The sequence below is a fragment of the Euzebyella marina genome (genome assembly GCF_014855515.1).
GTDB lineage: Bacteria > Bacteroidota > Bacteroidia > Flavobacteriales > Flavobacteriaceae > Euzebyella > Euzebyella marina.
Genome location: NZ_JACYFK010000002.1, coordinates 845,655 through 858,664 on the forward strand (window position 1 = coordinate 845,655; position 13,010 = coordinate 858,664).

General features: G+C 38.5%; 12 protein-coding genes. 7 read left to right on the forward strand and 5 right to left on the reverse strand.

The window, feature by feature from the left end; genetic code table 11:
- The first annotated feature begins 237 nt into the window (after positions 1-237).
- From IL356_RS12535 to IL356_RS12555, 5 genes are all read left to right on the forward strand, one after another.
- Positions 238-570 (forward strand): hypothetical protein, encoded by a 333-nt coding sequence (locus tag IL356_RS12535; RefSeq protein ID WP_121848676.1) that lies wholly within the window; start codon positions 238-240, stop codon positions 568-570.
- Positions 571-572: 2 nt separating this feature from the next.
- On the forward strand, positions 573-869 hold the full coding sequence (locus tag IL356_RS12540; RefSeq protein ID WP_121848675.1) for a hypothetical protein: 297 nt from the start codon (positions 573-575) through the stop codon (positions 867-869).
- A gap of 2 nt (positions 870-871) precedes the next feature.
- Complete coding sequence (locus tag IL356_RS12545) at positions 872-2,473, forward strand: PepSY-associated TM helix domain-containing protein (protein ID WP_121848674.1); 1,602 nt, start codon at positions 872-874, stop codon at positions 2,471-2,473.
- A 113-nt stretch (positions 2,474-2,586) separates the two neighbouring features.
- On the forward strand, positions 2,587-4,953 hold the full coding sequence (locus IL356_RS12550) for a TonB-dependent receptor (protein ID WP_121848673.1): 2,367 nt from the start codon (positions 2,587-2,589) through the stop codon (positions 4,951-4,953).
- Positions 4,954-4,973: 20 nt separating this feature from the next.
- Positions 4,974-6,254: a DUF4374 domain-containing protein gene (locus IL356_RS12555; RefSeq protein WP_121848672.1), complete on the forward strand. Its 1,281-nt coding sequence runs from the start codon at positions 4,974-4,976 to the stop codon at positions 6,252-6,254.
- A gap of 99 nt (positions 6,255-6,353) precedes the next feature.
- Here the strand turns inward: IL356_RS12555 and IL356_RS12560 are convergent, their stop codons facing one another.
- The 4 genes from IL356_RS12560 to IL356_RS12575 are packed head-to-tail and all read right to left on the reverse strand — an operon-like array spanning position 6,354 to position 9,074.
- On the reverse strand, positions 6,354-7,388 hold the full coding sequence (locus tag IL356_RS12560) for a phosphotriesterase family protein (protein WP_121848671.1): 1,035 nt from the start codon (positions 7,386-7,388) through the stop codon (positions 6,354-6,356).
- A 35-nt stretch (positions 7,389-7,423) separates the two neighbouring features.
- Entirely contained in the window at positions 7,424-8,284 is an 861-nt protein-coding gene (locus IL356_RS12565) for a DUF5694 domain-containing protein (protein ID WP_205601287.1), read from the reverse strand.
- Between the two features lie 46 nt (positions 8,285-8,330).
- A complete protein-coding gene (locus IL356_RS12570; protein ID WP_121848670.1) occupies positions 8,331-8,708 on the reverse strand; it encodes an iron chaperone in 378 nt (125 codons plus the stop codon).
- Between the two features lie 3 nt (positions 8,709-8,711).
- Positions 8,712-9,074 (reverse strand): nuclear transport factor 2 family protein, encoded by a 363-nt coding sequence (locus IL356_RS12575; protein ID WP_121848669.1) that lies wholly within the window; start codon positions 9,072-9,074, stop codon positions 8,712-8,714.
- A gap of 254 nt (positions 9,075-9,328) precedes the next feature.
- Between IL356_RS12575 and IL356_RS12580 the strand changes: the two genes are divergently transcribed.
- Together IL356_RS12580 and IL356_RS12585 are read left to right on the forward strand one after the other, a co-directional pair.
- Positions 9,329-9,577, forward strand: a complete 249-nt coding sequence (locus tag IL356_RS12580; RefSeq protein ID WP_121848668.1) for a hypothetical protein — start codon at positions 9,329-9,331, stop codon at positions 9,575-9,577.
- Between the two features lie 83 nt (positions 9,578-9,660).
- Entirely contained in the window at positions 9,661-12,303 is a 2,643-nt protein-coding gene (locus IL356_RS12585; RefSeq protein WP_121848667.1) for an ATP-binding protein, read from the forward strand.
- On the opposite strand, the gene IL356_RS12590 is transcribed toward IL356_RS12585, so the two are convergent.
- Positions 12,278-12,958, reverse strand: coding sequence for a LytR/AlgR family response regulator transcription factor (locus tag IL356_RS12590; protein WP_121848666.1), 681 nt, complete (start codon positions 12,956-12,958; stop codon positions 12,278-12,280). The genes IL356_RS12585 and IL356_RS12590 overlap by 26 nt on opposite strands.
- Positions 12,959-13,010 lie beyond the last annotated feature (52 nt).

The window sequence follows — 13,010 nt, forward strand, 5'->3', positions numbered from 1 at the left end:
TCAGAATAGATAAGCGCACTACTAAACAGGGTCAAAACCCCTGTAAACACTAAGGCTATAGGTCATTTTGATTGCTTCTTAAGATTCATATAATTCCGTTTGGCGTAACCTTTTCTCCGTTTGGCGTTACTCGCCAGCTAGGTTAAAAAATAATTTTACCGCCCAAAAAAAATAGAAAAGGCAATTGACCATTTCGAGCAATAAGAAATGATTTAATAGATAACGAATCTAATACCCATGATTACAGCAGCTATCATCATAACCTTCTTTGGCTTTTTCTTTTGTTATAGTACCTCAAAACGGGCCGTCTATCAAAACTCCATCAAATTACAGGCTTATTTAAAAGACTCTTACACCAAAGGCAATACTCTCGGGGTAGCTCTACTCATAGTTGGTCTTATCGTAAGTATAGCGGCTTTAGGTTGGGGTGCGGGAATATTCTCTTATCTGGTCATTTTAATGACTTTGGGGAGCCTTATCGTCATTTTGACACCTTTACGATTTTTCTCAAAATACACCTTGGTAGCTGTGAGCATTTTGTCATTTATCATCGAACTATCTATTTCTTAAATATGCCAGCCAACAAAAAGCACCTGACCCAGTCTTCATTACACCGAATTTTAAAAATCACCGCTGGTTTTTTTGGGGGGTATGCCATAACGCAAGTATTTCATATGGTACTTATCGAAATCTGGGATTCTGCCAGTACACTCATAACCCTCCGTTTTGCCGGCTTTATTGTATGGGCAACCCTGTTGGTGTGCGCATTTATTCCAAAAAACGGCTTTAAAATATGGGGTATTTACTTGGCCATATTCGCCGTGCTCGCCCTTATAGTTTTCATCAATCAAACACCACAAGCGATTTAATTATGGCCAATCGACTGTACAACGTATTTTTTCATACCCATACCATCAGTGGTATTATTATCAGTGCCGCCCTATATGTCATTTTTTTCACGGGGTCCATTTCTTTTTTAAGGGATGAAATAAATGCTTGGGAACGTAACCAACCAATAGAAACTGACTATTTTAAAACGATAGATTTTGATAAAGCTCTTTCGGAAATTGGAAAAGAGAAAGAGCTATATGGCAGAGACATTAACTTCTCGCATCGTTATTTTGAAAGAAGGGTCGGGGTATCAATGGGCAGATCAAAAGACACCACCCTACAAGAACCTAAACAACGGGGCCGAAGGGGAAATTTTTTCTATATGGATATGGAAAATTTTGACCAGAAAGATTACAACTCCAATTACTCTTTAGGAGAATTTTTCTACCGACTTCACTTCTTTGCACAATTGAACTTTTTTGGACGGTCAGGATACTTTTTATCGGGTTTTGTGGCCTTCTTTTTTCTATTTGCGGTTATAACCGGTGTTATAGTGCATTGGAAAAAAATAATCTCAAGCTTTTATGTTTTTAGACCAAAAGCCAAATGGAAAGCAATTTGGACAGACGCCCACGTAGCTTTAGGCATGATCGGTCTACCCTATCAATTTATGTTTGCCGTAACCGGGGCTTTTTTAATTATCGGTTATATGGTCATGCTACCTCCCGTTCAATCCGTCATATTTGATGACGACGCCCAAAAGATGGAAAAAGCCATGGCATACGATAGCGAACAAGAGTACGAGTTCAGCTGGAACAAAATGGATCAACAGATTTCTATCAATGATTTTGTTGAAGAAACGGCCAAAGATTGGACCGATGTACAAATCACCAATTTACAGGTAATCAACTATGGCGACGAAAATATGCACATAAAGATTTCCGGATCGCCCTATTACAGCGAAAAATTACTTGGCACTGGGCAAAAAACCTATAGAGCCAGAGATGGTTTTGTAACCTACGATAAAGACCCGTTTTCAAAAATATCGTACGCAGAAGGTGCTTTAGACACCTTACGTAGGCTTCATTATGGCGATTTTGGCGGATATGGTATGAAATTGATATATCTGGTCCTTGGTTTTATCACCTGTTTCGTGATTTTATCCGGAGTTTTAATTTGGCAAGTTGCCAGAGATAGAAAAACTGTTTCATTGGCCAAAAGAAGGTTCAATGCCTGGTTGGTTCATCTATATGTGGCGGTTTGCCTTAGTCTTTATCCTGTGACAGCTTTGGCATTTATAGCCATGAAGTTATTCGCAGATGATTATGGTGACATGCGACGCACCTTTTTGTACAATGTTTTCTTCTATAGCTGGCTCTTACTGATAGTAGTATTTTTAATTAAAAGGAATAACGCATTTACCAATAAGGTAAGTCTATGGTTAGGCGCTGTAATCGGACTTTTTGTTCCGATAGCGAATGGATATGTTACCAATAATTGGCTCTGGACTTCATGGAACAACGGCTACTATCAAATCTTTGTGGTAGACCTATTTTGGCTATTGATGTCGCTAACCGCTTTTGCTGTTCTTTACAGGATAAATGCTACCACTAAGCAACCTGATAAAGTTAGTACTGCTTAAAAATTCCTTCTTACGTAGTTACTTCTCCGTTTGGCGTACTTCTTCGGTCAAGAACACTTCTATTTTTGCATCAATTTTAATTTAGTCTAAATTAATTTAATTATCTCATTTACATGAGTCTCTCTTTTCGATTTTTCATATTGCCTATTTTCTTGCTTATAGTGTCGTATGCCTCTATGGCTCAGAATGCAACATTATCAGGAACCGTTTTTGATGACAACCAGGTTCCCGTTTTTGGTGCGTCAGTAGTATTATCAAAAACTGGTAAAGGGGTAATGACCGATGAAGCGGGCGCCTACTCATTCCAAAATTTAAGCGCAGGCACCTATAAGATTCAAGTTTCTTTTATTGGCTATCGAACTGAAGTAAGCCAAACTGAGATACGCACCAATCAGGCTAACATCCTAAACTTTTCTCTAAAAGAATCTACTTATAACTTAAACGAAGTAACCGTTACGGGGAAAAGTATCGTTCAACAAGTAAAGGACAAAGCTTTTAACGTAGGGGTCATAGACGCTAAAAACTTACACCATACTTCATTAGATCTGGCACATGCCCTTGATCGTACTTCAGGCATTAGGGTTCGTGAAAGTGGCGGTGTGGGATCACAACTCGATATATCGTTAAATGGCTTTCGGGGCAATCAAGTGCGATTCTTCATCGACGGTATTCCCATGGAAAATTTTGGGTCGGCTTTTCAGCTGAATAATATTCCCGTCGGCTTGGCCGAAAGAATGGAGGTCTACAAAGGCGTTGTACCCATCAGTTTGGGTTCTGATGCCTTAGGTGGTGCTATTAATATCATCACCAACTCATATGCCAAAAATCATCTTGATTTTTCTTATTCCTATGGTTCCTTCAACACACATAGAACCATTGTTAATGCTATATATGTATCTCCAAAATCAGGTTTTACGGTACAGGCCAACGCCTTTCAGAATTATTCTGATAACAATTACAAAATGCATGTTGATGTAGCCGATATCAATACCGGCGAATATTTTCGCGACCAAACCGTAGAACGTTTTCACGACAACTATCACAACGAGACGGTAATTGCACAGTTAGGGGTGGTAAACAAACCTTATGCCGACAGGCTTCTTATCGGCGCTACCTTAGGAAAGAATTATCGTGAAATTCAAACTGGTGCACGTGTAACCGGTGTTTTTGGGGCTTGGCACAGAAAAGGAAACATCATCATGCCCAGTTTAAAATACAGCAAGAAAAATCTTTTCACGAAGGGATTGGATGTTCGACTGAACGCCAATTATAACTTGGGTTCAGAACAGAATATAGACACTTTAAATAGAAGGTATAATTGGTTTGGTCAATTCAGGGAATACCCCAATGAAGGCGGGGAAAGATCTTACTCTCTATACAAGTACAAAAATAACACTGGTATTGCTACAGCCAATTTTGAATACAATTCAAAAGATAGACACAAATTCGCCCTGAGCAACACATTGAATACATTCGATAGAAAAGGTGATGATCAATTGAACCCAGATAATAATCAGTATGATCAACCCCGTAAAAACCTGAAAAATATTCTTGGTTTCGGTTATACCCTGGAACAGGAAAAATACAATGTTTCAATTTTCGCAAAGAACTACTTTCAACAGAACAAATTTACGCGAAGGATAGATGATGAAAACTACGGTCCGGGTTACGAATATGTTGATTTCATCAATACCTTCAGCAGTTTAGGCTATGGCAGTGCGGCATCCTATTTTATAAATGATAATTTACAGATAAAGGCTTCCTATGAAAAAAGTTATCGCTTACCCGAATCTAACGAGCTCTTTGGTGATGTCATTAACCTACAGGGCAATATTGATCTTAAGCCAGAGCATAGTAATAATTACAATTTAGGCAGTAGCCTCTGGGTGCGCTTGAACGAGTACAATCAATTCAACCTTAACGCCAGCGGCTTTTATCGCGATGCAAAAGACTTTATAAGGCCTCGGTTGAACAACAACCAAGTAATGCTTGTAATGGACAATCTTGGAAGTGTCACCAGCTTGGGGGTCGAAGGAGAAATTAGGTATCAACATAAAAATAGCCTAAATATCGGGGCCAATGTTACCTATCAAGATTTAAGAAACAATACCAAATATGAAGCTGGGCAGACTACTGAAAGTGTAGTTTATCGTGACCGTATACCTAACATGCCGTATTTCTATGGCAATGCCGACGCTACCTACACCTTAGCTTTAGGTCCAAAAAACAGAAGATTAAGCATTGGTTATAATTTGCTCTATGTGCATGCCTTTTACCTGTATTGGCCAAGTAGGGGCAGTGACAAGCTAGACATTCCCGAGCAAATATCACATGACCTCACTCTCACTTATTTTTTCAACGACAACCTTCAATTTACGCTTGAGGCGCGAAACATCGCAGACCAAGACTTATACGACAATTTTAGTTTACAAAAACCCGGTCGAAGCTTTACCGGTAAAATCAGATACAAAGTTTTTTAATTCTAACATTTAGCTTAATTATGAAAAAAGTCAATTTATTTTTTTCCCTTCTATTTATGGGGCTTCTTTTTGTCGGCTGTAGCAGTGATGACAATGGTGGAAACAACCCAGGTACCGAAAATCCCACTGGTGAGGAGCCGCAACCGGAAGAAATGGAAAAATATGTAGTTACCGCTACACCACTGGCGACCGAAGGCGTTGCCGATTATATACTTACTACTGACGACCTAAGTTCAGGTAGTATTTCGACCGAGGGTAACGGTATAGAACAAGATGGTACGTATCGTTATTATGTAACCAATAACGACAAGTTTTTTAGTTTGCTTTACGGACAGGGAAACCCTGGTGCCGTTACAACATACGGTCTTAATTCTGAAGGAGAACTGGAACTTCTATCAGATTTTCAAGCTGAAACCGTACAGGCATTCGAAGCAGTTGACGATGATATTTTGATGATGAAAATTTCTCGAAGTAGTGACGCCCCTTTTGCCTACTGGTACCGATTAGACACTAATAGTCTTCAGATTGCTGCCGAAGGACAGATCAACACCCAAGAACTAGCCGATAATGAGAATGGTGAAATCGCCTTCTTTTCATGGATTACCCAGATAGATGATAAGGTATACCTACCTTATTTCTTAGTTAAAGGTTGTTGTGATGATCGATTTGGGACCGAGTTTCCTGATGAAGCTCATGTTGCGGTTTATTCTTATCCTGAGATGGAATATGTTGAAACCATTAGCGATGACCGAACAAGTTTCATTGGCCGCTACTTTGTGAACGGGTTGACAGCTGACGAAAATGGTGATGCCTATGCCTTTTCTTCGGCAGTAGCTACCAATGCAGGTGAATTCAATTCAACATTGCCTTCTGCCATAACACGTATACCAAACGGTTCGAGCAGTTTCGATTCTTTTTATTTTAATCTTGAACAGGCTTCGGGTGGTTATGTTATAGACTCACATATCTATGCCGGAAATGGCAAATTCGTCGGCATTATGCAGAACAAAGCGGAAATGACAAGTGCTTATGGCGGCGGAAAGGAATTTGCTATTATCGATGTCTACAACGAGACTTTCGAATGGGTTTCCGGTTTGCCAGACCCTTCTACCATTACCACCTTGACTTATAGAAATAATTACGTTTCAGAAGATGGTAAAACCGTTTATGTGGGTATAACTACCGAAACAGGAAGTTTCGTTTACAATATTGATGTTGATGGTGCTGCAGCTACTCAAGGACTCGAAGTAGAGGGCGGGGTTATCACAGCCTTGCATTCGCTAAAAGCAAGCGCAGAATAATTCACAGAAAGATTAGTTTTCAAGTTGGTTTGATTTGGGCCTGTTCTCTTTAAAGAGAGCAGGGCCTTTTTCTGAAACGGTTTGCTTTTTAAACTAAGGTCAGTATTTGACGGGCTTCAAGGAAAAAGCCCTTGCAGGGTTCACCTTCATTAACAGATGTAGTTCTTCAGGCGTAAAGCCATTTTTCTTGAGTTCGGGCAAAAGCACTTCAAAGATATCGGTATACCCCCTAAAACTTCCACCGTTCTCTTCACCAACCGTGTACCATCCGGCATCTTGCGAAATCAGAACATGATCGAGAAACTTTCTCTCTTTCAAAACAAGTAGGCGCTGCACATAGAAATCTATGTTTTTCTTTCCATTTTCTCCATCGGCATTAACACCATCCAAAGAAATCCATCCCCCTTGTCCGACAATGTCAAGATTACCTTCCATAGTTCCATTCTGTGCATGAGCCCAGACAAAGGCACTTGTGGGAGCCTCCATTTTTTTCAAAATATCTATTTGTTGACCTGCGGCTTCATCCGAACCTGTGTGGGATACAATGGTAAGGCCTGTTTGTAAATGGGTTAGAGCCGCAGCTGCTACCAGTTTTTGATGGAACGATGACAGTTGGGTATTAGCATCAACCGAAATTTTTATAAAACCAGGCTTGATACCCGTGGAATCAATTCCTTCAAAAAATTCATGAATCCATACACCAGCAATGGAGTCCTCTGAAGCTTCCAGCACTTTTTTGGGAACATATTTATTTTCACCGGCCCCATAAAAACCAGTGTTGGTCATGATTTGCAAACCTGAAAGTTCGGAAAGCTTTTTTAGCACCAAGGGATCACGACCCAAATAAGCGGGCGTACAATCTATAAAAGTGGTCACCCCCTTTTGCTTTACTTCCTGTAAAAAAGGCAAGGCACGTGCTACCACCTCATTGACCGACCAACGATGATTTCCGGTTTGATCTGCCCCTACCCAATCTACCATCACGTGTTCATGCGGCAATACGGTTCCCATAGATTCTGAATCGATTTTTCCCTGTACCGTCATTATCTGGGAATAAGAAACAGGAAAATACCCTAGATATAGCACCACAAAGCACAGTGGGTATTTAAAGAGGCGTAAGAACGAACCAGACATATAGTTATGATTAGAAGTTTAATCGAACAGGTAACTTATTTTAGGTAATCTGAAACCTTTACTAAGTTGTAATTAGGGTTATCACCCAATAAATCACTTAACACACCTATGTGCAGTTGACCCATAATCAACACGATACGCTTCGCTCTGTTTTGAAGCTGCACATTCAAAATATTGGAATAAATCTTCAGGTTTCTATTGTAAAAAAGGGTAATATATTCGGCACCGATATACCGCTCATCAATACTGCCAATGTCTACCGTATTCGTACCATCTTCAGAAAATTTTCCATCGATTACATAGGCCGGCAGATTGAAAATTAGATTATGCGATAAACTAACGAGTTCAGGACGGTTCATGGTCTTGATATATTCATAGATGGAAAGGCTATCTTGTTGTACCTTCTTTTTCAAGGGGCGAGCAGTACTGATCAACTTCATTAGGCCATTTTTGAACAAATCAAAGTTAGTTCCTGATTTTAGCAGAGACTGCGAAGTTGATTCATAATGATCAATACCATGAACACCTTTCAAACCCATTTTTTTGGCCAGCCTAAAACCCACTTGAAAAGTTTCAGAAGAACCACCTTCTAGATCGGCCAATTTTAATTCACCCTTATCAAATGCCATATAAAGACTGTCCATTAATTGCTGCTCTTTTGGCTCTCTTTCTATCATAACCATATCGGGTTCGAAATCTGCAAGACCAGCGACTAGCTTTTTTATTTCCTTCTGTTTTTTATCACTAAAAACGTTTGAAGCGGGGGTACCGTCGTCCATCTGACTGAGGTGGTCAAATCCGACCAATAGAATATCTATCTTTTCCTTTTCCTGAGCTTGAAGTGGAATTGTTAGGGTGCTAATCAACAATAAAAAAAAGAACGTTTTTAAAGGCATACAATATATTTGAAATTAAAGTTTAGTAATCGAATTCATCTTCGTATCAATTTCTCCATTTTGCTCCATGTTCTTCTACGGCCACACGTCTATACTCCGCTATTTCTCGAATTAGATCTACAGGTAACGGCTGGTTCAAAGGAAATTGAATGGAATCTTGCCCTAAGACATAAGGCCGCAACTGGTTTTTAAAGGGCTCTAACGCCTGTCTGGTCGGCACAAAATTCAGGTGTGCCTTATGGCATGAAAAAGCGAATAAAATAGTTTCAGTTTCCAGTATAGGCTTTCCCCATTTTAGGTTTTCTATTGCACTAGGGGCGACCTCTTTTAGAAGTTTTCGTAGTTCTTCGAACTTGCTTCTTGAAGCCTGAGGAAGGTTGAGTATATATTCATCTACGGCTTTTGAATGATCTTTCGCCCTCATAGATTAGAAAAGTCCGTTTTCATTGGGGGAATCCTTTTCAATCACTTGACCCAAGTCCCAGAGTTCTACAATTTTATCAGATTCAAATCTAAAGATGTGAACCACGGCAATATCCATATCTTCTTTTACCACCAAAGAGTGCGTAAGCACTGTATCTCCATCTTCATACGAATACTTTATATCTATGCTTTTATTAGGGTGGGTAAGGTGAGCTTCTTTCATTGCCTCTAGCAAGGCATTGCGACTCCCTTTAAAATATTGGTTGTGATGAACAAATTTATGAGAAACATACTTTTCATAAGCTTCATCTACTCTGCCCATACCAGCAGATTTTAAAAACTCAGCAGCTATTTCTTTTCTATTCATGGCTCTATTTATTTAATCGCTAAAATCATTATAGCCCCATAAATCTACGTTTTCCTTAAATATTTCTCTAAAGCACCAACAAAAAATTTATAAGATAAGGCCCATATAGTTTCTTGGCTTTGGTAAAAGATTTGTGATTTTCACCTAAATAATTTTTGTACAGTTGTTTTTTATAAAGATGGCTTGATTCTTGTGGCAAATAAATTACATCACAAAATCAATTAAAACCCATTAATACCACCTAACTACACATCATGCCACTGCATTTGACCAAATATTATAGAACAAATTCAACTTCTTGTAGCTTATCTGAATTAGACCAGCTTTATCAAAATACCATTTCTAGCCTGGCCTTAAATTTTAGAGTAGAGTACTGCAACAGACTTTTAGACAGCCTTTTGTTCGACTTAAAGAATAACGAAGACAGAAAAGGAAAGAAAAAACTCAAAAAGTTACTGAAAGCTACCGAACAAGAATTGTTGGATTTAAAAAATCGTAAATGACAGGACAGAGTCGTTAGTTTGTACATTTAAAGCTGCATTTCTCAAAACAAATATTTTATTTACTTTGAGAACGATAAACCGCCATGAACGTACGATATTCACTAGCTACCCGTTTTGCCCTTTTCTTTACGGGAGCCCTTATATTTTGTATTCTTCTTACCGGTTATCTTGTTTTTACGAAAGCTTCAGATGTTATCGTCTCTTACTCAAAAGAGCGAATCGACCATACTTCTGAGCTTGCTGAACAATCGTTTCTTTCACTTTTAAAAGAAGTTTCAGATGATGTGGCCATAATTTCTTCCAGTCCCGTACTGAATAACTATATCAATTCGCCCACTCAGCAGAATTTTGGTGACATTAAAGAGTTGTTTCGGCTTACCCTTGAAAATAAATTGCCTTATTTTCAAATAAGATTTATTGGTAAGGAAAACGGAGGGCAAGAACTTATTCGTTTCGACAAGCTGAACGACAGTATTTTTATTCCTGACAATCTTCAGAAAAAAGGAGATCTTGATTACTATCAGGAAACTATACAGATGAAGAAAGGTCAGGTTTACCTTTCAAAGATCAACTTGAACGAAGAGTATGGTACCATCAGTGAACCCGTAACCCCAACGGTAAGGGCAGCCAGCCCCATCTTCAATCGCAACAACGATTTAGTGGGTATTTTGGTCATCAATGTTGATTTAATCAGTTTTTACAGAGACCTAGAACGAATTTCAGGGAGAGAGTCGCAACTTTTATTGATAGATGCCGAAGGGCAGTACCTTTACACTCCAGAATATCAAAAATGGTTTGCCTTTCAAACAGGCAAAAGTTATAACTACTTTACTGATTTTAAAATCGGGAAAGACTCTGTTATCAACCAAGCAAGCTTTTTTGGTCAGATAAAAGACATTCAAAATAATGTTTATTTATGTGGCTTACGTGAATTGATATATTTTCACGGATCTCGAAAAATCTATCTTATTTCATCTATCGAACAAGATATTCTCTTGCAAAGTGCAAGGGCGGTTCGTAGCGATAGTCTAAAAACCTCGCTGTGGGTATGTGGTTTCGCCATTGTTATTTCACTTCTGTTCGTAAATATATTTTCAAAGAAAATAAGACAAGTGACCAAGGCAATAGCCGACTACGAAGATGGCGGGTCTACCGACATTAAGTTACCTACCAATCGAAAAGATGAAATTGGCGTTTTGGCCAATACCTTTTCGAAAATGAAGACCAAGATTGACCAAAAAGTATCGGAACTGAATGTAGCCCTTCAAAAAGAACAACATGCCAAAAATCAGCGCGACGAATTTCTTCAGAATATGAGCCATGAGATGCGTACGCCTCTCAATACGATTCTTGGCCTGACCAAATTATTGGGCAAACAGTCCCCTAAAAAAGCACAAATACCGATACTATCCTCATTAGAAAAAAGTGCTCAAAACCTAGAAGGATTGGTGTACGATGTGCTTGACCATCAAAAACTGGTTGAAGGAAAATTAAAGATCAATCTAGTGCCTACAAATTTAGTAGAGCTTTTTACAGACATACACCAGAATTATAAGTATGAAGCCCTTAGAAAAGGACTTTCCTTTAGACTTACCGTTGATGAAGAAATTAACGGAAATAGTTATCTGACCGACCCTTTGCGTCTATCCCAGATCGTCACCAATTTGGTTGTCAATGCCATAAAATACACTCAAAAGGGTGAAATAGAATTACAAGCAGGTTTGAGTGCAGACATTTCGCCACAGCTCCAGGTAAAAATTAGAGATACAGGTATCGGCATTGAGGCTGATAATCTTGCAAAAATTAATGAACGTTTTTATCGAGAGAAAGAGAATATAGACGGTAGATATGGTGGTTATGGTCTAGGGCTATCCATCGTAAAACAATTGACCACTTTATTCGGTGGGGTACTTTCGGGCAAGTCGACCAAGGGAAAAGGTTCTGAGTTCATCTTGTTGATTCCCATAGAAAAAGCAGGACCGGTTAAAAAAGACCAAGGAAAATCAAAAAGAATTGCTTTTCCCCTACTAGACAAAACCTACAGAGTACTGCATATCGAAGACGATGAATCTACGCAACAACTAACGAAGCATGTTCTCGATGACCGTAGCATTGAGTTGAAACAAACTAAAAGTTGGAGAGAAGCTTCTAAAGCCATTTCCTCTCAAGAAGTAGATTTAATCATTAGCGACCTAATGCTAGATGATAACAACCTGGTGACTTCTTTAACTGATTTGAGAAAGAAGGGAAAGATTGATTGTCCGTTGTTGGTAGTATCCGCTTTAGAACCATTGGTTATGAGAAAAGTCAGTAACCACTATCTTCAAAAACCTTTCGACATTGATCATTTTAAAGATGTTGTTTACCGCATTTTAGGAAGCAATGAAATTAATCCACCTGATTTTAAGCCTTTCTACAAGAATTATGATAAGGATACCTCAAAAATCAACAGAGTACTTGAGTTGTTAGAAAAGGAATTTTTATCATATTCAAAAAGAATAGAAAAGGTGTATGACATCAAAAATCAAAAAGAATATGAGGCCATTTCACATAAATTAATCGCCCACATCAATACCCTCAAATTAGAACAGCTTCAAAAACTGTTACCGAAAGAAGTATACCAACTTAAAGAAACCGAATTGAAAAAAATCATGAACCTTTTCAATTATTATCAGGTTTGTATAAGGTGCGAAAGACAAATCAATTCAACAAATCAATCTTATTGAACAAATCTTTTTCATAGCGCTGGCTGATAGGTATATGGTCTCGACCAATTTCAAGTGATTTATTGTCTATGGTGTCAATCTTATTGAGGTTGATAATAAAAGAACGGTGTACTTTTTGAAAAAAGCTAGGCAATTTGGGCTCAAGCTCCTTCAAGGTCATCAAAGTGAGTATCTTTTGATTTTCCATCACCACAGAAATGTAATTGGCTTCTGATTTGAAGTATTTTACATCTTCCAATTTTATTTTAACCAAACGGTTTCCTTCTTTAATAAACAAACGCGACTTTTTATCGGGGTTTTGATTTAAAAAACTTTGGGCTTTCTGAAACCCTCTAAAAAATCGTGCAAAATCGACCGGCTTTACGAGATAGTCGACAATATTGTCATAAGCGTAAGAATCGGAAGCAAAATCTTTATGGGAAGTAACCATTATCACCGCCGTAGAGGGTTCGACGATATTCAATATTTCTTTACCTGTAAGATCAGGAAGATTAAAATCAAGAATTATCAGGTCAAACGTCGAGCCGTTAATCTGACTTACCGTTTCAAAGCCCGACATAGCGGTAGTTACGCCATTAATATCGTCAATCTTACTACAGAAATGCTCTAGCAAATCGCAAATCAATGGGTCATCATCTACAATAAGACACTTCATAAGTCACTACTATTTGTGGGGGAACAGGTTACCTAATAAAGGTTTAAAAAGT

Coding starts and splice junctions, on each gene's coding strand:
- IL356_RS12560 (WP_121848671.1), bottom strand. CDS start 7,388: ATGTCTGGTTCGTTCTTACGCCTCTTTAAATACCCACTGTGCTTTGTG.
- IL356_RS12585 (WP_121848667.1), top strand. CDS start 9,661: ATGAACGTACGATATTCACTAGCTACCCGTTTTGCCCTTTTCTTTACG.
- IL356_RS12580 (WP_121848668.1), top strand. CDS start 9,329: ATGCCACTGCATTTGACCAAATATTATAGAACAAATTCAACTTCTTGT.
- IL356_RS12565 (WP_205601287.1), bottom strand. CDS start 8,284: ATGCCTTTAAAAACGTTCTTTTTTTTATTGTTGATTAGCACCCTAACA.
- IL356_RS12555 (WP_121848672.1), top strand. CDS start 4,974: ATGAAAAAAGTCAATTTATTTTTTTCCCTTCTATTTATGGGGCTTCTT.
- IL356_RS12545 (WP_121848674.1), top strand. CDS start 872: ATGGCCAATCGACTGTACAACGTATTTTTTCATACCCATACCATCAGT.
- IL356_RS12550 (WP_121848673.1), top strand. CDS start 2,587: ATGAGTCTCTCTTTTCGATTTTTCATATTGCCTATTTTCTTGCTTATA.
- IL356_RS12590 (WP_121848666.1), bottom strand. CDS start 12,958: ATGAAGTGTCTTATTGTAGATGATGACCCATTGATTTGCGATTTGCTA.
- IL356_RS12575 (WP_121848669.1), bottom strand. CDS start 9,074: ATGAATAGAAAAGAAATAGCTGCTGAGTTTTTAAAATCTGCTGGTATG.
- IL356_RS12540 (WP_121848675.1), top strand. CDS start 573: ATGCCAGCCAACAAAAAGCACCTGACCCAGTCTTCATTACACCGAATT.
- IL356_RS12570 (WP_121848670.1), bottom strand. CDS start 8,708: ATGAGGGCGAAAGATCATTCAAAAGCCGTAGATGAATATATACTCAAC.
- IL356_RS12535 (WP_121848676.1), top strand. CDS start 238: ATGATTACAGCAGCTATCATCATAACCTTCTTTGGCTTTTTCTTTTGT.